This is a genomic window from Streptomyces sp. URMC 123 (assembly GCF_051386515.1).
GTDB lineage: Bacteria > Actinomycetota > Actinomycetes > Streptomycetales > Streptomycetaceae > Streptomyces.
Map to the genome: position 1 here is coordinate 1 of NZ_JBPQTV010000034.1, position 23,651 is coordinate 23,651.

The window sequence follows — 23,651 nt, forward strand, 5'->3', positions numbered from 1 at the left end:
GTTTTTCCCCGGCCGAAGGCCGGGGAAAAACCCGCCCCCGAAGGGGCGGGGAAAGGGGGTTCGCCCCGAAGGAGCGGGAAAAAGCCCCGCGCCTTCGGCGCGGGGAGATGGAGTCTCGCCGAAGGCGCGGGCAAAGCCCGTGACGCTCACGTCGACGACGGTCACGTCACGGACAACCCACAACGGGGACGTCGCGCAAACCACCCCGGAGGGGACGTCGCGCAAACCACCCCGGAGGGAACGTCGCGCACACCCGCCCGGAGGGCGCACCTCACGTCGACGACGTTCACATCACGGAAAACCCAAGCGTGGACGTCGCGCAAACCGCCTCACGCGGATACCGCCTCGTAGAGGCTGAAGCCGGCCAGCGCCAGCATCACGCCCGCCGCCACCTTCGTGATCAACCGCAGCGGCACGTACTTCATGAGCGTGCGTCCGCCGACGATGCCCAGGCCGGCCACCGCCCAGAGGGCGAGAACCGCGCCGAGGCCGACGGAGAGCGGATCGTCGTAACGCGCCGCGAGATTCGCGGTCATGATCTGCGTGAGGTCGCCGAACTCGGCGACGAGGATCAGCATGAAGCCCGCCCCGGAGACCTTCCAGAAGCTCTGGTCGGCCGGCTTGCGGATCTCCTCCTCGCCGTCGTCCTTCTTGAAGAGGAGCATCGCCGCGCCGGCGAGGAAGAGGACGCCGACGATCGCCTGGACCAGGCGCTGCGGCAGCAGCGTCAGCACGCTGCCGGCCGCGATGGCGAGCGCCACATGGACGGCGAAGGCCGCGGCGACGCCGGCGAACACATAGGACGCGCGGTAGCGCGCGCCGAGCATGAGCCCCGCCAAGGCCGTCTTGTCGGGCAGCTCGGCAAGGAAGACGACGCCGAAGGCGACGGCGGTGATGCTGAGACTGATCACTGCGGTGGTTTCCTCAATCGGTCGGGCATGCCGTACCGAGAGACCTGCGTGGGATCAGGGGTCGCTTCGGCACGGCAGCGTCGGAACACTGCGGCCGAAGGTCTCGCTGGCGCGCCGCGCGAACGCGGGACGCCTCCGGGCGCCGGCTCATCCGTCACGGTGGACGGACGGGCAGTATGTCGACGGTCCGGCGAAGAGCTACTCCCCTTCTGCTCCCCCCAGGGTACGGGACGCCCGACTCCGTGACGATCCACGGACGCCCGTGACGATCCGCACACCGCCGTGGCATGGAACGCGACGTCACGACGCCCCGTCGCCCCCGCGATGCAACCGCCCCCGCGCCACCAGCTCCAGCACCACCGCGACGGCCACCGCCTGCACCGCCATCAGCGCGACCAGGACGAACAGCTGCACCGCGCCCGCCATCACCGGGGACGCGCCGCCCAGGAGCATGCCCACGTACGCGCCGGGCAGGGTGACCAGCCCCACCGTGCGGGTCTGGTCGAGACCCGGCAGCAGCGCGTCGGAGGCGGCGGGGCGGGCCACCTCCAGCCGCGCGTCCCGGTCGAGCAGCCCGAGCGCCATGCCCGCCTCGACCTCCCCGTGCCGGGTGCGCAGCTCGTCGAGCGACCGGCGGCCGGCGAGCACCGTGGCGGTGAGCGCGCCGCCGATCAGAATGCCGGTGACCGGGATCAGCGCGATGCCCTTCAGCGGCACGAGCCCGGTGAGGAGCAGGACGGCGACCACCGGGGCCACGGAGACGCCGATGGGGGCCGCGGCCCACCACCAGGTGCGGTTGGGGGTGATGCGCCGCCCGGCGGTCCGTACGGCGACGGCGTACATCAGCGCGACGAAGCACAGGAGCAGCGGGACCGCGCGGACGACCCACCCGATGACGTAGGAGACCGCGGCGAGTTGGAGCGCGGCGCGCAGCCCGGCGAGGACGATCCCTCGGGCGTGGCCGCGGCCCCGTACGTCGCCCAGGCGGGCGAGCGCGGCGACCCCGGCGGCGGCCACGAGGAGGACGGCGAGCACCACCCCGAGCGTGGTGTCGACCGGCAGCAGGACGTCGGCGGCCAGGTGCCGGGCGGCCGGCGAGGGGTCGAAGGGGGCGGCGACAGTGCGGCCGTGATCGGCGACATGCACGCGGTCACCCTACGGCGCGGGGCGCCGCAGGCCCCCTCGTCGCCGCCCCACCAGGGAAATTGACGCCCAATCAGTCCCCGTCAGACCTTGATCTGACGTGCCCATGTCGCCACGCTGTCATCTGGCGCCCACCCCACGGAAACCTGGCGCCGCCACGATGGCCGGGCTCAGCGGCCGTCATCAGCCTCCGTACGAGGGAGTTCAGATGTCCCCCACGCCCCTTTCGCGCCCGCGGAAGACCCTCTACGCGCGTCGCGCGTCCTCCGTCATAGCCGGCGCCGCCGCCCTGGCCGGCACCGTGCTGCTGACGGCGCCCAGCGCCCAGGCCGCCCCGCCCGAGCCGCCGAGCGCCGAGACGGCCCGTACGTACCTGGGCCAACTGACCGTACGGGCCGAGGGCTCGTCGGACGGCTACAGCAGGAGCAAGTTCCCGCACTGGAGCACCCAGAGCGGCACCTGCAACACCCGTGAGGTCGTGCTCAAGCGGGACGGCACCGGCGTCGAGCAGGACGCGTCCTGCGCGGCGGTCAAGGGGACCTGGTACTCGCCGTTCGACGGCGCCACCTGGCACGCCGCCTCGGACGTGGACATCGACCACCTCGTGCCGCTGTCCGAGGCGTGGAAGTCCGGCGCCAACACCTGGACCACCGCGCGCCGCCAGGAGTTCGCCAACGACCTGACGCGCTCCCAGCTCATCGCCGTGACCGACAACGTCAACCAGGAAAAGGGCGACAAGGACCCGGCCGAGTGGCTGCCGCCGCTGGCCGGCTACCACTGCACGTACGCGCGGATGTGGGTGTGGACCAAGCACCACTACGGGCTGTCGGTCGACTCCGCGGAGAAGGGCGCGCTCGACGGCATCCTGAACCGCTGCTGAGACGCGCGCGCTCCCAACCGCGGCGCGTGGCGGCGCCGTTCGGAAACTCACCGCGGCTCTCCGTCGTTCCGTTCCGTACGGGTGTTCCGTACCGTACGGGGCGGCGGGGGCCGCGGGACGCGCGGGGCACACGTCATCGCACGTCATGAGGACCGACGAGGGAGCGCGGGATGGCGGAACTCCGCCTGGGGCCACTGCTGCGGCAGATCGACTGGGAGACGGGCCGGAGCGCCACCATATGGGTGGAGGCGGACCGCGCCTGCGAGGCCGAGGTCCGCTGCGCGGACGGCGCCGGCGGCTCGGCGCGCACCTGGCGGATCGCCGGGCACCACTACGCCCTGATCGAGGTCACCGGGCTGCGGCCGGGCGGCGAGACCCCGTACCGGGTGCTGCTCGACGGCGAGGAGGTGTGGCCGCTGCCGGGGTCGCGCTTCCCCGAGAGCGTGATCCGCACCCCGCGGGCGGCCGGCGACCCGGGCCCGGCGCGCCCGGCCGGGCCGCGCGCGGCGGCCACCGAAGCGCCGGACGGCGGCGACCGCACCGACCCCGCGCCGCTGCGCGTGGCCTTCGGCTCCTGCCGCTGGGCCGCCCCGCCCTCCGACAGCTCGCACGACCCCATCGGCCCGGACGCCCTGGACGCCCTCGCGGACCGCGCCGCCCGCGGCGGCGAGCGCCCGGACGTCCTGGTGCTGCTGGGCGACCAGGTGTACGCGGACGAGGTCTCGGAGCCGACCCGCCGCTGGCTGGCCGGCCGCCGCGATCTGTCGCTGCCGCCCGGGGACCAGGTGGCTGACTACGAGGAGTACACCCGGCTGTACCGCGAGTCCTGGCTCGACCCCGCGGTGCGCTGGCTGCTGTCCACCGTGCCCAGTTGCATGATCTTCGACGACCACGATCTGATCGACGATTGGAACACCAGCGCCGCCTGGCTCACGGCGATGCGGGCCCGCCCGTGGTGGCAGGAGCGGGTCCTGTCGGGCCTGATGTCGTACTGGGTCCACCAGCACCTGGGGAACCTCTCCCCCGCCGAGCTGGCCGCCGACCCCCTGTACGCCGCCGTGCGGGCCTCGGACGACGGCACCGAGGCGCTGCGGGAGTTCGCCGCCCTCGCGGACAAGGACCCCTCCAGCGCGCGGTGGAGCTACCGCCGGGACTTCGGCCGGACGCGGCTGGTGATGGTCGACACCCGGGCCGCGCGCGTCCTGGAGGAGGGGCACCGGGCGATGGTCGACGACACCACGTGGGAGTGGCTGCGCGCGCAGGTGCTGGACGGCGGCCCGGGGGCGTACGACCACCTGCTGATCGGCAGTTCGCTGCCGTGGCTGCTGCCGAACGCGATCCACGACATCGAGCAGTGGAACGCGGCGCTGTCGGAGGGGCGGCGGGGCCCGCGCTGGGCCCGGCTGGCCGAGGTCGTGCGGCAGCGCGCGGACCTGGAGCACTGGGCGGCGTTCCCGGTGTCCTTCGACGCGCTGACCGGTCTGATCGCTCAGGCGGCGCACCCGGAGGCAGCGGGCGGGACCGGTGACGGGGTCGGTGGCGGAGCCGCGGCGGTGGGTCCGGCGACGGTCTGCGTCCTCTCGGGGGACGTGCACCACGCGTACGTGGCCGAGCCGCGCCGGCGGCCGGGCCACGCCCCGGCGGGCGGCGGCGCGCGCGTGCTCCAGCTGACGTGCTCGCCGGTCCACAACAGCGTTCCGGCGTCCATAAAGCTGGGCTTCCGGTTCGGCTGGAGCCGGGCGGGCCGCTGGCTGGGCCGGGCGCTGGCCCGGCACGGGCGGGTGGCGCGGCCGGCGGTGGAGTGGCGCCGCACGGGCGGTCCGTGGTTCGGCAATCAGCTGATGACGCTCACGCTGCGGGGGCGGGCCGCGGAGCTCGAACTGCACCAGGCGCGCCCGCCGGCGGAGGGCGCGGGCGGCGGGCGGAGTCCCCGGCTGGCCACGGTCGTACGGGAGCGGCTGGCGCCTTGAGCGCGGGCGGCCCGCCATGTCCGGTGTCGACAAAAAATCAAAGATGTTGAACTTGCAAGTATTAATAGGCGACCCTAATCTGGCTCTCTCGGTTCCGTCCCCACCAGCCGAAGGAGTCCCTCCGCCATGTCCTCCCCCACGCCCTCCCCCGCGAGTCCGCTCACCGCTCGCGTGGACGCCGCCCGGCCGTACGCGCTCGCCCTCTTCCGGGTCGTCATCGGCCTGCTCTTCGCCTGCCACGGCGCCGCGTCGCTCTTCGGCGTCCTGGGCGGGGCGGCCGGCGGGGGCGGCACCGTGCCCACCGGCACCTGGCCGGGCTGGTACGCCGCCGCCATCCAGCTCGTCGGCGGCGCGCTCGTCCTGCTGGGCCTCGGCACCCGCACCGCCGCGCTGATCAGCTCCGGCTCGATGGCGTACGCGTACTTCAGCGTCCACCAGGGCGAGGGCCTGTGGCCGCTGCAGAACGGCGGCGAGGCGTCGGCGATCTTCTGCTGGGCCTTCTTCCTCCTGATCTTCACCGGCCCGGGCGCGTGGGCGCTGGACCGCGTGTTCGGCGGCGAGCGCGCGAGCGTGGGCCACGCGGGCACCGGGGCGCGCGAGCACGAGCCGAGTGCGGCCTGACCCACGCCGGGCGCGGCTCGGGCCGGCACGCGGCCCGAGCCCATCCCGCGCGACCGCGTTACGAGGCCGTCCCCGCCCCGGGGGCGGCCTCCCTCGCCGTGCCGGGCGCCTCGTCCCGCCGCGCCGGCCAGGGGGCGGGCTCGTACGGCTTGTGGGGCTTGTACGGGCGCAGGTGCGGCCGGGCCGACGGTGTGCCGCCGGAGGCCCGCGCGCCGTCCGACAGCTCGCCGAACGGCACGGAGAAGCAGGCGAGCCGGGGCCCGGCCATGCCCGCCCGGCCGTGGCCCGTGCCGGTGGCGTGCTCGTGCAGCACGACCGAGCGCGCCTCGCCCTTGCGGAACCACCACCGGTTGTGGGAGACCGCCTCGGCGTGGCCGTGGGCGTCCGTGGTCACATCGAGCCAGACCTCGTTGCGCGGATTGGCGTACGCGGGGTCGGCGGAGGGCTGCACCGGGTCCACCCGGTCCTGGTAGTGCGGACCGGAGTCCTCGGGGTCCGCGCCGCAGGGCCGGGTGTGGACGTGCGCCCCGTAGGTGCGGTGGGGCACCAGGCCGCGCACCCGCAGCCCGACCGTGACGCCGTCGTCGTCCGCCCGCTCCAGGACCTCGATCCCCGCGCCGCCCGGCACGAGCTCCGGGGCGTGGGTGAGGGCGGGCGCGCTGTCGTCGTCCGCGACCGGGACGAACCGGCCCCGGAACACCTCGCCGTGCCCGCGGCCGGTGACAGGGCCGGTGAACAGCCCCTGGTGCCCCGGCCCGTACAGCCCGTCGCGCGGCGGGAGCGCGAGCGAGGGGCGCCGCTTGCTCCACTCCGCCGCCGCGTCCACCGGGCCCGCGCCCGACGCGTCCCGCGCGTGATCCGCCACACTCACCCGGTCCGCCACGCTCGCGCGGTCCGGCGCCCGCACGCCGCCCGCCGCCGTCGCGTGGTCCACCGCCGTCGCGCCCTGTGCGGACGCCACCACCACGGCCACCGCCGCCATCGCTCCCGCCATCGGCCCTGCCGCCATCGCACTCTCTCCTCGGCTTCGCTGCCCCCGCACCTCGACGCAACTACGGTGCCCGGCGGCCGCCACTGTGCACGCCCGGCATCCGGGTGAGAGTGGCGCGAACACCTACACGCCCCCCGCGCGATCTCTTCACGCACCCCCCGCGTACGCTGTATGGCTGTAATGCCGCCCCTGCCGCTCGTGCGACGTCGCGGCGGGGGAACGGACAGGGAGAGACGTTGCTGGAGAGCCTGGGGTCACTGACCGCCACACCATGGATCTACGTGATCGTGGGGTTGTCGGTGCTCCTTGATGTGTTCCTGCCCGTTCTGCCGAGCGGGGTGCTGGTGATCGCGGCCGCCGCGGCGGCGGCCGGCACGAGCACCGCGGCCGACGCCGTCGGCGCCACGCAGGTGCCGCCCGCGGACGTCCCCGACCTCCTCGCGCTCACCCTGTGCGCGGCGACCGCCTCCGTCCTCGGCGACCTGGTGGCGTATCGGCTGGCCTGGCGGGGCGGCGAGCGGCTGGACCGCGCCATCGCCCGCTCCCGGCGGCTGACCGCCGCCCAGGCCAAGCTCGGCACGGCCCTGATGCGGGGCGGCGGCCCGCTGGTGGTCATCGCCCGCTTCGCGCCCGCCGGGCGGTCCGTGGTCAGCATCGGCGCGGGCGCCACCCACCGCCGCGCCAAGGAGTTCCTGCCCTGGTCCGCGCTGGCCGGCCTGACCTGGGCCGCGTACAGCGTCGGGCTCGGCTGGCTCGGCAGCCAGTGGATGGGCGCGTCCTGGCTCGGCACGGCGGTCTCGGTGGCCGCGCTGTTCGCGGCGGGCGCGGCGGCGGCGTACGCGCTGCGGCGGCCGGTCGAGGCGCCGGTGACGGCGACCGCCCCCACCGAAACGGGCTCCTGACCCACGGTCCGGTCCGGGCTCCTCGTACGGGCCCGTGCGGACTTCTGACAGGCGGTCCGGCTCCGCGTACGCGGGCGGCGCGGGCTCCTGACGCGCGGTCCGGCCGACGCGGGTTCCGGTCGCGGCCTAGCGGAAGCGCTCCCGCGGGCTGACGCCGACACAGGCTGACGGGGCGTCCGCCACCCGTTCGCCGCGCTCCCGCCACCCATTCGCCCGGCTCGAATCGCCGCCCTCCCCCACGGCTCCTAGCGTCCGAATCACGACGACGCGCAGTCATGTGATTACGCGGAGACAGCTTCGCGTCTGCGCCGTGAAAGAGGAGTCCATCATGCGTATGTCGCGCATCGCAGCCGCGGCGGTCCTGGCCGCGGCACCCATCGCCTTCACCGCCCCGGCCGCCCAGGCCACCGACTCGCATTCACTGCACGGCACGGCTTCCCCGCGAGCGGTCCACAAGGGCGACAAGGTCCACCTCGAGCTCCACGGCTGCCACGCCCACTACGGCCGGGCGTCCTCCACGGCCTTCGGCCACGTCACGCTCCACCAGCCCAAGCACCACCACGGGCACGGCAAGAAGCTGGTCGGCACCGCGTATGTGCACAAGCACGCGCACGCCGGCCCGCACAAGGTGCGCCTGCAGTGCGACGGCGACCACGGCAAGACCACCTTCGCGGCCATCAAGGTCCTGCCCAAGCACGGCGCCCACGCCGGTGGCGGCGGCAGCGTCGGCGGCATGAGCACCACCGAGACGGCGGCCGGGGCGGCACTGGTCGCCACGGCCATCGGCGGCGGTGTGCTGGTCATGCGCCGTCGCGCCCGCGGCAACGTCTGACCCGGCGTCACGCGCTCCACCCGCCCCACCCGCCCCTGCCCCGGAGCGCCCGCTCCGGGGCAGGGGCGTCCCGGGTCACGGGTCCCGCGCGCAGGGCCCCCTACGGGCGGGGCCGGGCCAGCAGGCCGGCCACCGAGAGCGCGCCCCAGCCCAGGGAGACGGCCACCGCCTTCCGCCGGGTGGCGGCGTCCGGAAGGGTCGCCCCCAGCAGCACCGCGTCACCGAGGTCGGCGGCGATCCTGAGCAGCGTGGCCATCCGGAGCGGGCCGCCGGTGGGCGCGACCGCCATCGCCAGCCCGCTCGCCGCGTCCCGCCAGGCCAGCGGGCGCAGCGAGACGGCGGTCGCCGGGGCGATCCGCCCGGCCGGGTCCGCCAGCCCGGACGGCCGGGCGAGCAGCGCGGGGCGGGCCGTGACGGCCACGCCGTACACCGCCGTCGCGGCGCCCACGAGTCTCAGAAGTCCCTCACGCACGGCCCACCTCTTCCTCGTTCCCGTCTCCCGTCCCGCCGGCCGCCTCCCCGGCGGGATACGGACATCGTGGCAGTCCCGGGGCGCCGCCGCTGCCCGAAGGCGCGATCCGCGACTCCCTCCGCATCCGCCTCCGGATATCCGGAACGGCATCCCTGAATTACCGCGGAACGCAGAGCGGGAGGCATGGAAAAGTGCCGGATGAATCTTTTGTTGATTGCATTTCACCGGTCGGCCGACCTGACAGACTGCGACTCGCACGGGAAGGGATCGCGTTTCCGTCCCGCACACTCTGACCAGCAATCTCGACCACTGCTCAGGGTGACGGGAGACGGGGATGCTGGATACCACAACGGCAGCGGAATATCTAGAAAGAATCGGTGCGGTCCGCCCGGAAAAGCCCGATGTCGAGGGCCTGCGACACATCCAGGAACGCCATTTGTTCTCGGTTCCTTTCGAGAACATCGACTTTCACACGGGTGACCCCATTCACCTCGACGAGAAGATCCTGGAGAAAATAGTCGACCGGCGGCGCGGCGGGGCGTGCTACGAGCTCAACCTGGCCCTCTCCTGGCTGCTGGAGCACCTCGGGTACGGGGTGGAGATCGCGGCCTGCCGGACGTACAACGACACGACGGTCGGCCCGCCGCTGGGGCACATGGCCCTCCGGGTGACGGCCGAGGACCGCCCCTGGCTGGTCGACGTGGGCTTCGGCCACCCCAGCCGCCATCCGCTCGCCCTGGACACGGAGGAGCCCCAGACCGATCCGCATGGCACGTACCGACTGGTCCCGTCCGCCGCCGGCTCGGGCACGGACCTGCTGCTGAACGGCCGGCTTCAGTACCGGATCGACACCGTGGAGGTGCGCGCCGAACACTTCGCCCCGATGCTGTGGTGGTACCGGATGTGCCCGGAATCGCCGGTTCACCAGTATGTCTTCACCGTGCTGAGCACACCCCGGGGCCGCGTCGTCCTCAAGGAGGACCGTCTCACCGTGACCGAGGACGGCGTCCGCACGTCCGAGCGGCTCCGCGACGACGCGGCGGTGCTGGCCGCCTACCGCGAGCACTTCGGCTTCGACCTGCCCCATCCGCCCTCGCGCTCCCGCCGGTACGCGGGACCGCCGGTGGAGATGTACCTCGACTGAGGCGGGCGGACGCTCCGAGGAGGTGGGGCCGCGCCGCGGCCCCACCGGAGCCGGGCGGGTCAGCCGCAGCAGCCGCCCCCGCAGCAGCCCCCGCCTCCGGCGGAGGGCCCCGCGGCGGCCGCGGAGGGGGAGGCGCTGCCGCCCACCGCGACCGTGGAGAGGAGCTTGACCGTGTCCTCGTGGCCGGCGGGGCAGCGGGCCGGTGCGTCGGACTCGGCCATGGGACGGCTCAGTTCGAACGTGGTGCCACAGGGCCGGCAGCGGTACTCGTAACGAGGCATGGCGACAGCGTAACCGCCCCGGACCGGCCGCCGCGGCTGCGCTCCTCGCGGATCGCGCCCACCACCGAGGCGACGGCGCCCCGGACCGCCTCCGTCTCGGTCAGGAAGTGCCAGTAGTCGGGGTGCCGGCCCTCCAGGGCGGCGACCGCGCGGTCCAGGCGCGCCACGGACGCGTCCAGCGGCCGCGCGTGCCGGGGGTCGGGCGTGCTGCGGCCGGCCATCGCGAGGCGCTGCGCGTCCCGGATGGCGAACCGGGTGCGCTCGATCTCCTGCGACGGGTCGCGCGCCACCTCGTCGAGCCGCCGCAGCCGGTCGCCCGCGGCCGACACCGCCTCGTCCGTGCCGTCCAGCAGCGCCCGTACGGTGCCGAGCAGCGCCGTCGCGTCCGGCCACCGCTGCTCCTCGCGGGCCCGCCGCGCCTCGGCGAGCTTCTCCTCGGCCTGCGCGATGGAGCGGGCCGCCTGCTCGGGCACGGGCTGCAGGTCGTGCCAGCAGGCGAGGGTGTAGCGGCGGCGCAGCTCGCTGAGGATCGGCTCGACGCCGGCGGTGCGGGTCGCCAGCGCCTGGGCCCGGGTGCGCAGCGACACCAGCCGGCGGTCGAGCTCGGCCACCCGCTCCGGCAGCCGCTCGGCCTCCGCCCGCACCGCCTCGGCGGCGCGCAGCACCTGGTCGGCGCGGTGGATGGTGCCCTGGACGCCGTGCCGGCCGGCGCCCTGGTTGAGCTTGGTGAGCTCCGGGGAGAGCGCGGCGAGCCGGGCCGCGAGGTCGTCGGCGCGCAGCCCGCCGGCCCGTGCCGCGTCGAGCGCGTTGCTGGCCGCGAGCAGAGCGGCCCGGGCCCGCTCGACGGAGGGCGCGACCCGGGCGAGCCGGTCCTCGGCGTGTGCGAGGAGCGGGTCCAGGGTCCGGGCGAAGCGGTCGAGTTCGCCCTTGACCCGCTCCAGCTCGGCCTTGGCGCGGGTCAGCTCGGCGCGGGCGCGGGCGGCCGCGCCGGCCTCCAGGTCGTCGCGGTCGAGGTCGTGGGCGTCGACGGCGGTGATGTAGACGTGGCTGACCTCGTCGATCCGCCGCTCCAGGGCGTGGAAGTCGGTGGCGGCGCGGCGGGCGGCGGGCGAGTCGTCCACGGCCGTGATCGTCTCGATGGAGATCCGCACCTCGCGCTGGGCGGTGTCGAGTTCGTAGAAGGCCGCGGCGGCGGCGTCCTTGGCGGCCTGCGCGTCCGCGCGCTGCGACTCCCCGCGGCCGAACCAGCGGCGGGTGCCGCCACCGGCGAAGGAGGCGCAGGTGACGGCGAGCAGCGGCAGGGGGAGCAGCAGCAGCGTCAGGGCGTCGCGCACGGCGCCCCGGGCGGTGTCACGGCCGGAGCGACGGGCGGGGCCGGGGCCGTCGGCGCCCTCGCCCGTGGCACCGGGGCGCGCGGCCGGGTGCGGGCGCGAGCGGTCGCGCCCCGGGTCATGGCGGCGACGGCGGTGACGGCGTGCTCGCTGCGTGTACGGCTGCGCGGTTGTCGCCGTCACATCCCTCTCCCGTGCTGTGCTCACCCTGACCCGGTGCCATTCTCCCACCAGGTGAGGACGAACTCACGGGCCGATCAGTTCGCGGTACGCAGGGTGATCCCGCCGTTGGAGGTGCGGGCGGTGACGGTGTGGGCGGAGGTGTCGTCCCGCGGTACGTCGACCCGCGCCTCGCCGTTGTCGGCCTCGGCCCGCACCTTGTACGTGGCGCGGGGCAGCTCGACGTCGACGTCGCCGTTGTCGCTGGTGGCCTCCAGCCGGTCGGGCGCCGTGGTGAAGGCGAGCCGCTGGCCGCCGTTGCTGGTCACCGCTGTGACCTGGCGCGAGCCGAGGCCGGTGCCCTTGATCTCGCCGTTCTCGGTGGAGAGCCGGAGCGGGCCGGTGACGTTCCGCACCGTCACCCCGCCGTTGGAGGTGTCCACTTCGAGGGCGGTGTCGAAGCCGTCGGCCGTCACATCGCCGTTCCCGTCCCGCACGGACAGGGCCACCCCGCGCGGCACCTTCACCACGTGCTCCGCCTCGCAATCGGTGATCAGGCCGCTGCACTCCAGCTCCAGCTTCAGCGTGCCGTCGGTCATCGTCCACCGGGGCTCGGGGCCGCTGCCGAAAACGGCCCAGCCGTCGACCCGGCGGGTGACCTCGACGTCCTTGACGTCCGCGGGCTGCAGCACGAGGCGGGAGTTGTCCGCCTCGATGGTCAGCCGCTGCTTGCCGCCGAGCGGGAAGGAGCGCTGCTCGGCGGCGGCGTCGTCCGCGCTGGCGCCGCCGCAGCCGGTGAGCAGGGCGGCGGCGGCCACCGTCCCCAGCGTCGCGAGCACGGCGGCCCGGGAGCGAGGGCGTCGGGGGGCGGGGGCGCGCAGAACCACGGTGATCTCCGTATGCGGGTGTCGTACCGGTCGGTTGCCGGTGTCGTACCAGGCCGCGCCGGGTGTTTCCGGCGCGGCTCCGACCCTAGGCGGAGCCGCGGTCCGGCCACTATGCGGCCGCCCCCCACGAGGAGGGTGGGGACACCCCCACCCCCTCACCGCGCCTCGCGCGCGATTGCGGCGCTCCCGGCGCGGCAAGGTAGGCTGTCGGTTCGTTCACGGGCGCATAGCTCAGCGGTAGAGCGCTGCTCTTACAAAGCAGATGTCGGCGGTTCGAATCCGTCTGTGCCCACCCCGTACGAAGACCCCCGGCCCAGGCGGGCCGGGGGTCTTCGTCGTGTTCCGGTGGGTTCCGATACCCGCGGTCAGGCGCGGCGGCGGGCCAGGGTCAGGCCGTCCGCGACCGTCAGCAGCACGGATTCCATGCGCTCGTCCGCCAGCACGTGCTCGTTGAACCGTCTGATCGCGGCGGCCGCGCCGGTCGCCGCGGGGTCGGCCACGCGGCCGCCGAGCAGCACGTTGTCCACGGCGATCAGGCCGCCGGGGCGCATCCTGGGGACGAGTTCCTCCCAGTAGGCGATGTAGCTCTCCTTGTCCGCGTCGACGAAGGCCAGGTCGACATGGGGCTCGGCCGGCAGCGACCGCAGGGTCTCCACCGCCGGGGCGAGCACCAGCTCGATCCGGTCGGCGACGCCCGCCTTGGCCCACGCCTCCCGGGCGTACGCCGTCCACTCCTCGGAGATGTCGCAGGTCAGGAGCGTGCCGTCGGCGGGGAGCGCCTGGGCCATGGAGAGCGCGGAGAACCCGGTGAAGGTGCCGACCTCCACGATGCGGCGGGCGCCGACGAGCCGCGCCAGGAAGGCCAGCAGCGGGCCCTGTTCCTGGGCCACCTGCTTGACCGCGTCGTCGGGCAGCCGCGCATGGGTGGTCTCGACGACCTCCCGCTGCACGGCGTCGAGCGGCGGGTTGTGCGCCAGCACGTACGCGTACAGCTCGGGGGTGATCGTCGGCGTCTTGGACCGTGTGACCGGAGTGGATGCCATGGCCACCATCCTGGCTCAGCGGGCCCCGGCCGCGCGGAGGAACGCGCGGACGATCATCTCGCCCGCGACCACCCCGCGCTCGGGCAGCGCGGTCACCCCCGGCGCCGTCCACCCCGTGTCGGCGAGTTCCCCGTGGCCCGGCCGCCAGCCGCGGTCGGCGGCCAGCAGCAGGTCCGCGTCCAGCAGCGAGTCCCCGGCCGCCAGCACCCGCCGGGCGCCCGTGCGGCGGGCGACCTCCGCCAGCGCCGCGCTCTTGGTGAGCGGGCCGGGGACGGCGTACACCTTGCGGCCCTGGAGGGAGACCGTCCAGCCGCGCGGCCCCGCCCAGTCGGCCAGTTCCTTCACCCAGGTCTCGGGCATCAGGGCCCGCTCCACGACCAGGTAGCAGAACAGGTCCTCCGCCACCCGCTCCTTGAGCAGCCACGCCGGGTCGGCCGTCCGCAGCAGCCGCTCCCGCACCTCCGCCAAGGGCGCGCAGCCGTCGTCCAGGGCCCGGCGCACCGAGGCGTGCCAGTCGGGGTCGCTCTCCCCGTCGACCAGGAGGTGCCCGCCGTTGGCGCAGATCGCGTACCGGGCCGGCGGGCCGGGCAGCCGGACGCGGGCGTACTGCTCGCGGGTGCGCGTGGTCGTCGGTACGAGCTCGGCCGCGCCCGCCAGCTCGGCGAACAGCCCCGCGGCCGTCTCCGTCATGAACGACAGCGGCTTGTGCTCGTACGTCTCGACGCACAGCAGGCGGGGGGAGCGGGCGTCGGGCATGGTCAGGCCGAGGGCGGCGGCGGAGTAGATGAGCGTCCGGTCCAGATCGGTGGCGACCAGAACGGGGCCGTCGACCCCGGCTACGCGTTCGGCGGCCCCGGGCACGCGTTCGCCGGCCCCGCTCATCGGGCCATCACCGCCGTGCCGTCCGCGCCGGTCGCCCCGCGCGTGAAGCGCGGGTGGATCAGCCCCACGCAGGTGTACGGCAGCCCGTCGGCCTCCTCCACCGGCACCCCCCGCTGCTCGGCGAGCAGCCGCACATGGTCCAGGTCCGCGCCCGCGCCGCGCCGGGCGAGGATCTTCCACGGCACCCGCCGCAGCAGCACCCGCGTCGTCTCCCCCACGCCCGGCTTCACCAGGTTCACGTCGTCGATCCCGTACGCGGCGCTGATGCGCTCCACGGCCGCCCAGCCCTCCCAGGTCGGCGTCCGGTCCGACGCCAGCAGCCGCTCCGCGGCTCGCTCCGCCTCCTCGCGTGCCCCGGCGAAGTGCGCGGCGACGCGGTCCAGGAAGAGGTTGGAGACGTCCGATCCGGCGAGCTCGCGGTAGAACTTCGCGCCGTGGAAGTCCCCCGGCCCGACCAGGTCCGAGCGGAGCACGGTCCGCGATATCAGCCCGGAGACGGTGGAGTTGAGGCACGCCGAGGGGATGAGGAAGTCCTCGCGGGTGCCGTAGGTGCGCACACAGCCGCCCGGGTCGGCGAGCACCGCGATCTCCGGTACGAAGCCGGGGAACGGCTCCAGCGCCCGCGCGAGTTCGCGGGCGATCGCGCCCTTGCCGGTCCAGCCGTCCACGAACACCACGTCCGCCGGGTCGTGGCGGTCGGCCAGCCAGCGCAGCGCGGTGGCGTCGATGCCGCGGCCCCGGACGATGGAGACGGCGTAGTGCGGCAGTTCGAGGCCGTGGGCGTGCCGCGCCCAGCGGCGCATGAGGACGCCCACGGGCGTGCCGGCCCGCGCGAGCGACACCAGTACGGTGCCCGGGCCGCGCTCGGCGAGCACCGTCTCCGTCACGGTGCCGACGGCGCGGGCGATCCTCGGCGCGGAGGCGTCGAGCGCCGACCGGAACAGCTTCTGGTACTCCTTGCTGGGCTGGTACTCGATCGGCAGCGACTCCGCGTAGTGGGCGCCGCCGCTCTGGATCGCCTCCTCCCGCTCCTCCGTCGGCGCCTCAAGATCCACGTCCGAGAGGTCCTGGAGCAGCCAGCCGACCTCCTCGGGGGCGTAGGAGGAGAAGGCGGGTCCGCGCAGCGGCTCGGGCATGGGCGTCACCTGGGGGTCGGGGGCGTGGGAGGGCACGACGGCGAGCAGGACGCGGCCGGTGTGCGCGGCGAGCCGGGCGAGCAGCCCGTCGGGGGCGTGCAGCGCGGGGGTGTCGGCGGTGGAGTCGACGACCGCGACGACGGCGTCGAAGGCGCCGCCGGCGACGTTGTACGCGTAGCGGGGGCCAGGGCCGTCGTGCGGGTCGTCGTGGGCGGGGAACACCAGGCGGGTGCGGATGGCGTAGCCGAGGTCGTCGACGGCGAGCACGGGCGACCGTGTGGTCGTCGAGTACAGGACGGTGGGCGGGGCGAGGGGGGCCTCGCCGGCGGGCGCCGGCGCGGCGGCCAGCTCGGCGTCGAGCGCCCGGGCCAACCGCAGGGGCGCGTACATCAGTTCCTCGCACCCGAGCACGAGGACGCGCGCCCCGGCGGGCAGACCCCCCGGGCTCCCCTGCGCCGCCGAGTCCCCCCGAGCGGCCGAGTCCCCCTGAGCGGTCGGGCCACCGTCGCGGAGCGCCTCGGCGACGCGCCGGGCCATCCCGGGCAGCGCGGCCTCCAGCGCCCGCCGGTGCGCGGGGGTGAACCCGTGCCGGCCGCCGTCCGGCAGCCCGTCCGGCCAGCCCAGGTCGACCCGGGTGACACGCCCCGCCACGGCGGGGGCCGAGACGTCAGGAGTGACCGGTCCCGTCTCGTGCGCGGCCACCAGCTCCTGCCCGCGCTCCAGCACGCCCTCGGGCAGCCGCACCGTGCCCGTCGCCAGGGCGATGACCTCCACCCGCGCGCCCAGCCTCGCCGCGAAGTCCTCGAGCTCCCGCCGGTGGCACTCGGCCCGCATGTCGACGAGCGCGACGATCACATAGCGATCGCGCGGATGGCGGTCGTGCAGCGCCTCGATCGTATTGAGCACCGTCCTGCCCGTGGAGAACTCGTCGTCGACGAGGACGAGCGGCCCGTCACCGGCCAGCAGCGCCGGGTCCGCCGGCAGCAGCAGGTGCGAGGTGGCGTGGCTGTGCTCCTCCTCGAAGCCGCCGACGGGTTCGACGCCGGGGACGTGCCGCCGTGTGGAGTGCAGATACGGGGCGAGCCCCAGCCCGTCCGCGACACAGTGCCCGAGGCCGGTCGCCGTCTCCGCGTAGCCGAGGACGACCGCCCGGGCCGCCGCCGCGTCGCCCAGCAGCGCGCGCACCCGGCGCCCCAGCTCCAGCCCGGCGCCGTACACGGCCTCCGGCCGCTGCGGTACGTGCTTGCCGAGCACGTTCGACACCAGCAGATGGGCCCGCTTGGGGTTGCGCCGCAGGGCGAGCCCGAGGAGCGAGCGGAGCTCCGGGTCGCCCTCCAGCCCGACCCCGAGCCGCTCGGCCACCCACTGTCCCGACCACACCATGCCCTGTCCGTCCCTCGTCCCGGAAGAAAAAGTCTCTCCGCCCGTCATGTCAGCCCGGCGCCCGCCGCGAGCAGTTCCACGAACGTCACGTCCTCGCGCGCCACCCCGAACGCCTCGGCGCGCAGCAGGGTGCGCTCGGCCCAGGCGCGGTGCGGCTTCACCTCGTTCATCTTGTTCGTGTACGCCGAGCGGAGCACCCCGCCCCCGCAGCGCTCGGGGCTCAGGATGTCGGCGGCGTCGCTGTACTCCTCGTGGCTGACGACGGAGAGCGCGTGCACGGGGGTGACGTGCGAGGGGTGGATGCAGGTCTTGCCGGTCAGCCCGTTGGCGCGGTCGAGTTCGATCTCCCGCAGCAAACCGTCCATGTCGTGCGCGATGAGCGCGTTCCGCAGCTCCTCGGCCCGCCCGGTGAAGGGGCTGCGGCGCAGCTGGGGCTTGAACATACGTTCCTGCAGTCGGAAGTACTCCCAGACCGGCCCGGTCACGGTGTAGCCGGTGCCGTCGGCCCGGCCCAGCACATTGACCACGTCGGCGATGACGGAGGCGACGAGCTTGACGTCGTACGCGGTCATGTCGGGCGGGCGGCGCAGGCCGTAGGCGGAGCAGAAGTCGGTGACGCCGAGCCGCAGGGCCAGCACCCGGTCCCGGTACTTGTCGACCGTGCGCCGGATGCCGGCGAGGGCCTCGCCCCGGCTCTCCAGGTGCAGCAGTTCGGGCGACTCCAGGACGGGCATGGCGAACAGCCGGCGGCCGGAGGCGGCCTCGGCGGCGGCGAGCGCCTCCAGGAAGGGGACGCCGCGCTCCTCGGTGAACTTCGGCAGCACGAATCCGGAGAGCGCGGCGACGGCGGGGCCGAGCCGCCGCACCAGGTCGGTGATCTGCTCGGGGCGGCGGACGCGGACGAAGAGGAGGGGGAGGCCGTCGCGCCCGCCCCCACCGGGGGCGCCGGACGGGGCCGACGGGTCGGACGGGCCGTGGGGGTCGGACGGGCCGGACGGGTCCGGGCCGGCCAGCTCCGCGAGGTGGCGCAGCAGGTTCTCCTCGGCGCCGGCGACCTCCGCGTCGTCGATGGAGTCCTCCAGGCACAGCACCATCGAGACCACGCCGCGGGCCGCCTGCTTGCGCACGTCGTCGGCGAGCCGGGGCCGGGTCGCGGGGCTGTAGAGGGTGGCCCCCAGGGCGACGGAGAGTATTCGGGCCGGAGAGTCCGGGGTGAATTCGACGGGTTCCCGATGGAACAGGCCCTGCCGGACCTCGGGCGGAAGATGCCCGAAATGACGCATAGGTCTCCCGGTGATACGGGCATTGCGAGGCATTGCCGTGACTGGATCTGGCCGGTAATGGTACGTGCGGGTGACAGTCAAGAGTTCCTCAAGCGCATGAAAAACAGGTAACCCGCACGGGTCCGGTCCATGTCCCGATCATCCCATTCGATCGCCCGGCGCGGGCGGGGGCGGGCGGCCCGCACCGGCCCCCGGGCGGTGGGCCGGCGGCCGGCGGCGGCCGGCCCGGCGGCGTGCGCACCGGGGGCGTGCCACCGCCGCGGGCGGGACCCGCGTTGTCCCCGCCGGGGACGGGACGGCAGGATTGCGGCCATGACGCACGCGATGCTCAAGGGGTCCAACATCCCGCTGGAGGCCACGGCCGTACGGGCCGTGCTGCGCTGGTCCCCCGGCTCCGGCGTGCCGGACGTCGACGCCTCGGCGCTGCTGCTGGGGGCGGACGGCCGCGTGCGCTCGGACGAGGACTTCGTCTTCTTCAACCAGCCGCGCCACCCCTCCGGGCTGGTCCGGCACCTGCGGAAGCGGCGGGTGGCGGAGGGGCTGACGCACGCGGTCCAGGCGGACCTGTCCGGGCTGGAGGCGTCCGTCCACCGGGTGGTGATCGCCGCGTCCGCGGACGGCGGCGCGTTCGGGCAGGTGCCGGATCTGCGGGTGCTGCTGTACGACGTGTCGGCGGTCGCGGGCGATACGGCCGAGGGCGAGCCGATCGCCGTATTCGACGTGCTCCCGGAGACCGGCGAGGAAACCGCCATGATCTGCGGCGAGCTGTACCGGGCCGGTGGCCGCTGGAAGTTCCGCGCGGTCGGCCAGGGGTACGCGGACGGCCTCGTGGGGCTCGCGACGGAGTTCGGCATCCAGGTGGAGGACGGCGAGGCGGAGGACGGCGACGCGGGAGCCGGGCCGACGGCGGAGAGCGGGCCCGAGCCGGTGGCCGAGCCGGAACCGGCGGCGGGGCCGGAGCCGGTGGCCGAGGTCGCGCCCGCACCCGAGCCCGTAGCCGCGCCCGCACCCGTACCGGCGCCCGAGCCCGTACCCGCGCCCGCCTACGGATATCCGCAGCCGCCCGCGCAGCCGCCGGCGTACGGCTACCCGCCGGCGGCCGGGCCGGGCGTGCCGCCGCAGGCGGAGGCGAGCGTGGTGCTGCCGCCGCAGGGCCCGCAGTTCCAGCGGCGCTGAAGCGTTCGCCCCTGAAGGACCGGCCTCAGACCTTCGACTTCGAGCCGGGGCCCCACTGGAGGCCCCAGCCGTAGAGCCGGTCCAGCTCCGCCTGGAAGCCGTACACGTACCGCACCTCGCGCCGGACGACGATCTCGTCCCTGTGGTTCTCGATCAGCACCACCGCGCACGAGCGCGCCTGCGGCGCCCGCTCGTCCAGGTTGATCTCGACCCGCGGGCCGTTGCTGGGGTAGAGCGTGACGATCGCCTGCGTACGGTCGAACGCGGGCGTGCCGTCGTAGATGTAGACGAACACCAGCAGGCGCGCGATCTCGTCGCGGTGGTCGAGGTTGATGTAGATCGTCTCGCCGGAGGGCGCGCCGAACCGGTCGTCCCCGCTGAGCTTGACGTACGGCGGCGCGTTGATGTCGCCGAGGAAGTTCCCGAGCGGCTGGACGACGCCCTTGGTGCCGTCCTTGAGCTCGTAGAGGCACGCCAGATCCAGGTCGATCTTGACCACGGCGGGCCCCTGGGCCTGGACCATGTCCGGTTTGAACATCTTGAGCGGATGGCGGAGCAGGCTGCCGCCGGAGGCCCGGCCGCCGAGGTCGGAGCTGCGCATCCGCCAGGAGAGATTGACCCGCAGATTGCCGGTGGCGGCCCCCTGCCGGGTGAGCGACACCGTCGGATGCCGCTTGGTCAGTTCGATGGCGTTCGACGCGGCGTTGCCGCTGTCGAACTCCATGCGCCCGCCGCGCCGCAGGCTGTCCCAGATCGACACCGCGCACCCCCATCTGTCCCGTCCCCGCCCGTATACAGCGACGGGGCGGCCGGAAGGCTCTTCGCCGTCCGGCCGCCCCGCTGGGAAGCGTTCCGCAAACCCGCCGCCGTCACACGCCCGGGGCGTGACCTTCGTCAGGCATCGCCGGGACTCTCGGAGCCCTTGTCCGCGCCGGCGGCCGCCAGTGCGCGGTTGCGGCGCACCGAGGACCAGAAGGAGGCGGCGATGAGGACCACGCCGATGAGGCCCGTGATCACCTCGTTGATCTCGTGCTGGATGGTGATCAGCAGGATCACGGCGAGCGCGCCGATGGCGTAGTGCGCGCCGTGCTCCAGGTAGACGTAGTCGTCGAGGGTGCCCTGGCGGACCAGGTAGACGGTGAGGGACCGCACGTACATGGCGCCGACGCCCAGGCCCAGCGCCATCAGCACGATGTCGTTGGTGATGGCGAAGGCACCGATCACGCCGTCGAAGGAGAAGGACGCGTCCAGCACCTCCAGGTAGAGGAACATGAAGAACGCGGCCTTGCCGCCGATGGCGAGGGCGGTGGGCTTCTTGCCGGACCGCTTGGCCGCCTCCTCGGCCTCGTGCTCGCGTTCCTCCTCCTCTTCGAGCTTGTCCTCGAAGTAGCTGGAGAGACCGCCGACGACCAGATAGGTGATCAGGCCGGCGACGCCGGAGAGCAGGACCGTGGCCGACTTGTCGACGTGGCCGCCGCCGTGCTGGTGGGCCTGGGTGGCGAAGGTGACCGCGGTGATCAGCAGCACGATCAGCGCGAGGCAGACCGAGAGCATGTCGATCTTACCGAGCTTGGCGAGCGGCCGCTCCAGCCAGCCGAGCCACTTGATGTCACGGTCCTCGAAGATGAAGTCGAGGAAGATCATCAGGAGGAACATCCCGCCGAACGCGGCGATGGCCGGGTGGGCGTCGGTGACGAGCTCCTGGTACCTGTCCTTGTCGCTCAGCGCGAGATCGACCGCCTCGATGGGGCCGATCTTGGCGCTGACGGCGACGATCACGACCGGGAAGATCAGCCGCATGCCGAAGACCGCGATCAGCACGCCGATGGTGAGGAAGATCTTCTGCCAGAAGGCATTCATCTTCTTCAGGATTCCGGCGTTGACCACGGCGTTGTCGAAGGACAGCGAGATCTCGAGGATGGACAGGATCGCCACGATCCCGAACGCGGTCCACCCCCCGTAGAACACCGCTGCGACCAGACCCAGGGCGGTGACGCCGAAGGACCAGCCGAAGGTTCTCAGAAGCACTGGCTACCCAATCGTGAGTGGGGTCCCCCGCGCGACAGTGCGCGGCTTTACGAAACGTTGACCCCGAAGTCTAGAGCGATGCCCCGCAGACCGGAGGCATAGCCCTGGCCGACCGCCCGGAACTTCCACTCGCCTCCGTACCGATAGACCTCGCCGAAGATCATCGCGGTTTCGCCGGCCGCGTCCTCGGAGAGGTCGTAACGGGCCAGCTCCACTCCGTCTGCCCGGTTGACCACGCGAATGAACGCGTTGGTGACCTGGCCGAAGTTCTGGCCGCGGCTGTCGGCGTCATGAATGGACACCGGAAAGACGATCTTGTCGACCTGCTCGGGGACGGCGGAGAGGTCGACGAGGATCGACTCGTCGTCGCCTTCACCCTCACCGGTGAGGTTGTCGCCGGTGTGCTCCACGGACCCGTCCGGGCTGCGGAGGTTGTTGTAGAAGACGAAGTAGTCGTCGCCGAGCACGCGTCCGCCGGAGCAGAGCAGCGCGCTGGCGTCGAGGTCGAAGGGCGCGCCGGTGGTCGAGCGCGCGTCCCAGCCGAGCCCGACCATCACCTGAGTGAGGTTCGGAGCGGCCTTGGAGAGGGAGACGTTGCCCCCCTTGGCGAGTGTGACGCCCATGTTCCTGCATCCTCCCCGGGTCGATGTGCTGCACAGGCGCGTCCGGCGCCGCACTCGAGGCGTGCGGCGCCGGACGGTGAGGCCGTCGAACGGTGGCTCCGTCAGACGTTGACGCCGAAGTCCTGGGCGATGCCGCGCAGGCCCGAGGCGTACCCCTGGCCGATGGCGCGGAACTTCCACTCGGCGCCGTGGCGGTACAGCTCGCCGAAGACCATGGCGGTCTCGGTGGAGGCGTCCTCCGACAGGTCGTAGCGGGCCAGCTCGTTGTTGTCGGCCTGGTTCACCACGCGGATGAAGGCGTTGCGCACCTGGCCGAAGCTCTGCTGGCGGGTCTCGGCGTCGTAGATCGAGACCGGGAAGACGATCTTGTCGACGTCGGCGGGGACGGCGGCGAGGTTGACCTTGATCTGCTCGTCGTCGCCCTCGCCCTCACCGGTGATGTTGTCGCCGGTGTGCTCCACCGAGCCGTCGGGGCTCTTGAGGTTGTTGAAGAACACGAAGTTCTGGTCGTTGCCGACCTTGCCCTCCGCGTTCAGCAGCAGCGCGCTGGCGTCGAGGTCGAAGTCGGTGCCGGTGGTGGTGCGGGCGTCCCAGCCGAGACCGACGATGACCGCGGTCAGGTTGGGGGCTGCCTTGGTCAGCGAGACGTTGCCGCCCTTGCTGAGGCTGACTCCCACGAGTCCTCCCATTGGTTCGAAGGGACGTAAGCGTGGACCTGCGCCCCCGGTCGTGCATGGCATCGGATCAACGAAGCGATCCTAGTGACGGGTTCCCCCGGGCCACAGGCTCTTGCCCGAGGAGGGTGTCTCGGGACGTTCGGCCCGGACCTTGGTCCCGGGCCCGGGTGCCCCGGGCCCGGGCGTCGATCGCCCCGGGCGCCGGCGCCGCTCGAACGCCGGCCGGGGCGCGGCGTCAGAGAGCGGCGAGGGCCTTGGCGTACTCGCCCAGGTCACGGGCGTCGGGCAGGCCGTTGACGACGGTCCAGCGGACCACGCCCTCCTTGTCGATGATGAAGGTGCCGCGCAGCGCGCAGCCCTTCTCCTCGTCGAAGACGCCGTAGGCGCGGGACACCTCGCCGTGCGGCCAGAAGTCCGACAGCAGCGGGTACTCCAGGCCCTCCTGCTCGGCGAAGACCCGCAGCGAGAAGGGGGCGTCGTTGGAGACGGCGAGGAGCTGCACGTCGTCGTTGACGAAGGTGGGCAGCTCGTCGCGGAGCGCGCACAGCTCGCCGGTGCAGACGCCGGTGAAGGCGAACGGGTAGAAGAGCAGGACGACGTTCTTCTCGCCGCGGAAGTCGGAGAGCCGCACGGTCTCGCCGTGCTGGTTCTTCAGCTCGAAGTCCGGAGCCTCGGCGCCGACCTCGACGCCCGCCTTCGTGCCGACCTCGATTGTCATGTGACGGTTCCCTCTCTGGCGGAAGTGCCGGCCGGTGCGACCGGCGCGGACGGGTCGCGCCCATCCTGTCATCCGACCCCCGGGGGCGGTGCGCGCCCCCGGAGAACGCCACTGCCGCGGGCGGCGGCGGTGGGCCGCTGCCCGCGGCAGTGGGGTGTGTCCTTCGCCCCGAGGGGGG

At 73.7% G+C, this 23,651-nt stretch carries 23 protein-coding genes and 1 tRNA gene; 8 read left to right on the forward strand and 16 right to left on the reverse strand.

All coding sequences use genetic code 11. The annotated features are described in order from the left end of the window. Window positions 1-329 precede the first annotated feature (329 nt). A complete protein-coding gene (locus tag ACSNOD_RS07220) occupies window positions 330-911 on the reverse strand; it encodes a TMEM165/GDT1 family protein (RefSeq protein ID WP_436765921.1) in 582 nt (193 codons plus the stop codon). Window positions 912-1,211: 300 nt separating this feature from the next. Next, the gene (locus ACSNOD_RS07225) at window positions 1,212-1,991 is read right to left on the reverse strand and encodes an ABC transporter permease (protein WP_436765946.1); all 780 of its coding nucleotides are present in this window, start codon (window positions 1,989-1,991) and stop codon (window positions 1,212-1,214) included. Window positions 1,992-2,262: 271 nt separating this feature from the next. Between ACSNOD_RS07225 and ACSNOD_RS07230 the strand changes: the two genes are divergently transcribed. The 3 genes from ACSNOD_RS07230 (at window position 2,263) to ACSNOD_RS07240 (ending at window position 5,525) form a co-directional block, all read left to right on the forward strand. Further along, the gene (locus ACSNOD_RS07230; RefSeq protein ID WP_436765922.1) at window positions 2,263-2,934 is read left to right on the forward strand and encodes an HNH endonuclease family protein; all 672 of its coding nucleotides are present in this window, start codon (window positions 2,263-2,265) and stop codon (window positions 2,932-2,934) included. Window positions 2,935-3,104: 170 nt separating this feature from the next. Beyond that, window positions 3,105-4,904, forward strand: a complete 1,800-nt coding sequence (locus ACSNOD_RS07235; protein ID WP_436765923.1) for an alkaline phosphatase D family protein — start codon at window positions 3,105-3,107, stop codon at window positions 4,902-4,904. Window positions 4,905-5,030: 126 nt separating this feature from the next. Then, window positions 5,031-5,525: a DoxX family protein gene (locus tag ACSNOD_RS07240; protein ID WP_436765924.1), complete on the forward strand. Its 495-nt coding sequence runs from the start codon at window positions 5,031-5,033 to the stop codon at window positions 5,523-5,525. A 58-nt stretch (window positions 5,526-5,583) separates the two neighbouring features. On the opposite strand, the gene ACSNOD_RS07245 is transcribed toward ACSNOD_RS07240, so the two are convergent. Beyond that, the gene (locus tag ACSNOD_RS07245; RefSeq protein ID WP_436765925.1) at window positions 5,584-6,534 is read right to left on the reverse strand and encodes a hypothetical protein; all 951 of its coding nucleotides are present in this window, start codon (window positions 6,532-6,534) and stop codon (window positions 5,584-5,586) included. Window positions 6,535-6,752: 218 nt separating this feature from the next. Between ACSNOD_RS07245 and ACSNOD_RS07250 the strand changes: the two genes are divergently transcribed. Together ACSNOD_RS07250 and ACSNOD_RS07255 are read left to right on the forward strand one after the other, a co-directional pair. Beyond that, a complete protein-coding gene (locus ACSNOD_RS07250) occupies window positions 6,753-7,418 on the forward strand; it encodes a DedA family protein (protein WP_436765926.1) in 666 nt (221 codons plus the stop codon). 334 nt (window positions 7,419-7,752) lie between these two features. Continuing rightward, window positions 7,753-8,250: a hypothetical protein gene (locus ACSNOD_RS07255; RefSeq protein ID WP_436765927.1), complete on the forward strand. Its 498-nt coding sequence runs from the start codon at window positions 7,753-7,755 to the stop codon at window positions 8,248-8,250. A gap of 100 nt (window positions 8,251-8,350) precedes the next feature. Here ACSNOD_RS07255 and ACSNOD_RS07260 read toward each other — a convergent pair whose 3' ends face one another. Continuing rightward, complete coding sequence (locus ACSNOD_RS07260) at window positions 8,351-8,722, reverse strand: hypothetical protein (protein WP_436765928.1); 372 nt, start codon at window positions 8,720-8,722, stop codon at window positions 8,351-8,353. A gap of 334 nt (window positions 8,723-9,056) precedes the next feature. Between ACSNOD_RS07260 and ACSNOD_RS07265 the strand changes: the two genes are divergently transcribed. Next, window positions 9,057-9,866: an arylamine N-acetyltransferase family protein gene (locus ACSNOD_RS07265; RefSeq protein WP_436765929.1), complete on the forward strand. Its 810-nt coding sequence runs from the start codon at window positions 9,057-9,059 to the stop codon at window positions 9,864-9,866. A gap of 59 nt (window positions 9,867-9,925) precedes the next feature. Here the strand turns inward: ACSNOD_RS07265 and ACSNOD_RS07270 are convergent, their stop codons facing one another. The 3 genes from ACSNOD_RS07270 to ACSNOD_RS07280 form a co-directional block, all read right to left on the reverse strand. Continuing rightward, window positions 9,926-10,147, reverse strand: a complete 222-nt coding sequence (locus ACSNOD_RS07270) for an FmdB family zinc ribbon protein (protein WP_436765930.1) — start codon at window positions 10,145-10,147, stop codon at window positions 9,926-9,928. Next, window positions 10,096-11,481: a hypothetical protein gene (locus ACSNOD_RS07275; RefSeq protein ID WP_436765947.1), complete on the reverse strand. Its 1,386-nt coding sequence runs from the start codon at window positions 11,479-11,481 to the stop codon at window positions 10,096-10,098. The genes ACSNOD_RS07270 and ACSNOD_RS07275 overlap by 52 nt, the downstream gene beginning before the upstream one ends. A gap of 254 nt (window positions 11,482-11,735) precedes the next feature. Further along, window positions 11,736-12,524 carry a DUF4097 family beta strand repeat-containing protein gene (locus tag ACSNOD_RS07280; RefSeq protein ID WP_436765931.1) on the reverse strand — a complete coding sequence of 263 codons (789 nt, stop codon included), beginning with the start codon at window positions 12,522-12,524 and terminating at the stop codon, window positions 11,736-11,738. 220 nt (window positions 12,525-12,744) lie between these two features. Between ACSNOD_RS07280 and ACSNOD_RS07285 the strand changes: the two genes are divergently transcribed. Next, window positions 12,745-12,816: transfer RNA gene (locus ACSNOD_RS07285), tRNA-Val, on the forward strand. 73 nt (window positions 12,817-12,889) lie between these two features. On the opposite strand, the gene ACSNOD_RS07290 is transcribed toward ACSNOD_RS07285, so the two are convergent. The 4 genes from ACSNOD_RS07290 to ACSNOD_RS07305 are packed head-to-tail and all read right to left on the reverse strand — an operon-like array spanning window position 12,890 to window position 18,251. Then, entirely contained in the window at window positions 12,890-13,567 is a 678-nt protein-coding gene (locus ACSNOD_RS07290) for an O-methyltransferase (protein WP_436765932.1), read from the reverse strand. A 15-nt stretch (window positions 13,568-13,582) separates the two neighbouring features. Next, the gene (locus ACSNOD_RS07295; protein ID WP_436765933.1) at window positions 13,583-14,449 is read right to left on the reverse strand and encodes an HAD family hydrolase; all 867 of its coding nucleotides are present in this window, start codon (window positions 14,447-14,449) and stop codon (window positions 13,583-13,585) included. After that, window positions 14,446-16,968: a phosphoribosyltransferase gene (locus tag ACSNOD_RS07300; RefSeq protein WP_436765934.1), complete on the reverse strand. Its 2,523-nt coding sequence runs from the start codon at window positions 16,966-16,968 to the stop codon at window positions 14,446-14,448. Before ACSNOD_RS07300 ends, ACSNOD_RS07295 begins: the two co-directional genes overlap by 4 nt. Window positions 16,969-17,012: 44 nt before the next feature. Then, complete coding sequence (locus ACSNOD_RS07305) at window positions 17,013-18,251, reverse strand: HpcH/HpaI aldolase/citrate lyase family protein (protein ID WP_436765935.1); 1,239 nt, start codon at window positions 18,249-18,251, stop codon at window positions 17,013-17,015. 312 nt (window positions 18,252-18,563) lie between these two features. On the opposite strand from ACSNOD_RS07305, the gene ACSNOD_RS07310 reads away from it, so the two are divergent. Beyond that, a complete protein-coding gene (locus ACSNOD_RS07310) occupies window positions 18,564-19,427 on the forward strand; it encodes a TerD family protein (RefSeq protein ID WP_436765936.1) in 864 nt (287 codons plus the stop codon). A 25-nt stretch (window positions 19,428-19,452) separates the two neighbouring features. Here ACSNOD_RS07310 and ACSNOD_RS07315 read toward each other — a convergent pair whose 3' ends face one another. From ACSNOD_RS07315 to ACSNOD_RS07335, 5 genes are all read right to left on the reverse strand, one after another. Further along, window positions 19,453-20,187 carry a TerD family protein gene (locus ACSNOD_RS07315; RefSeq protein ID WP_436765937.1) on the reverse strand — a complete coding sequence of 245 codons (735 nt, stop codon included), beginning with the start codon at window positions 20,185-20,187 and terminating at the stop codon, window positions 19,453-19,455. Between the two features lie 134 nt (window positions 20,188-20,321). After that, on the reverse strand, window positions 20,322-21,455 hold the full coding sequence (locus ACSNOD_RS07320) for a DUF475 domain-containing protein (protein ID WP_436765938.1): 1,134 nt from the start codon (window positions 21,453-21,455) through the stop codon (window positions 20,322-20,324). 47 nt (window positions 21,456-21,502) lie between these two features. Then, window positions 21,503-22,078: a TerD family protein gene (locus ACSNOD_RS07325; protein WP_436765939.1), complete on the reverse strand. Its 576-nt coding sequence runs from the start codon at window positions 22,076-22,078 to the stop codon at window positions 21,503-21,505. A gap of 101 nt (window positions 22,079-22,179) precedes the next feature. After that, window positions 22,180-22,755: a TerD family protein gene (locus ACSNOD_RS07330; RefSeq protein WP_436765948.1), complete on the reverse strand. Its 576-nt coding sequence runs from the start codon at window positions 22,753-22,755 to the stop codon at window positions 22,180-22,182. A gap of 235 nt (window positions 22,756-22,990) precedes the next feature. Further along, complete coding sequence (locus ACSNOD_RS07335; protein ID WP_436765940.1) at window positions 22,991-23,473, reverse strand: peroxiredoxin; 483 nt, start codon at window positions 23,471-23,473, stop codon at window positions 22,991-22,993. Window positions 23,474-23,651: the final 178 nt, after the last annotated feature.